Annotated in this window: 1 protein-coding gene; it reads left to right on the top strand. The window is 77.5% G+C overall.

All coding sequences use genetic code 11. The features are described from left to right. A partial coding sequence (locus QYM41_RS17815; RefSeq protein WP_368801100.1) for a helix-turn-helix transcriptional regulator occupies window positions 1–534 on the top strand: 534 nt, incomplete at both ends.

Genomic DNA, 534 nt, shown 5'->3' with positions numbered 1-534 from the left:
CGCTCCCGCGTCCTCGGGGCGGTGCTCGAGCACGGGCCGGTCTCGGCCGCCGACCTCGGCGAGATGCTCCGGCTGACCCCCGCCGCCGTGCGCCGCCACCTCGACGCCCTCGAGCAGCAGCACTACATCGAGGTCACGATGGTCCGCCGGCGCAGCGGCGGCGCCGGCCGCCCGGCGCGGCGCTACGTCGTCGCCCCCGAGGGCCACGCCAAGCTCGGCGACGACTACCTGGAGATCGCGACCGACGCCCTGGAGGCCATCCGGCGCGTGGCCGGGCCCGAGGCCGTGCGCGCGTTCGTCCAGGAGCGCGTGGACCGGCTCGAGGCCTCCTACCGCCCCGAGGTCGAGGCCGCGGGCGAGGACGTCGCCGACCGCCTGCCCGTGCTCGTGCGCCTGCTCGGCCGGGACGGCTTCGCCGCCTCCACCAACGAGGTGGCCGTGGGCCGGGGCGAGCGGCGCACCATCGTCTCCGCGCAGCTGTGCCAGGGCCACTGCCCCGTGCGCGAGCTGGCCACCCGCTACCCCCAGTTCTGC

This window comes from Kocuria oxytropis, from assembly GCF_040981195.1.
Taxonomy (GTDB): Bacteria; Actinomycetota; Actinomycetes; order Actinomycetales; family Micrococcaceae; genus Kocuria; species Kocuria oxytropis.
This window is presented reverse-complemented; position numbering and strand designations above follow the sequence as displayed.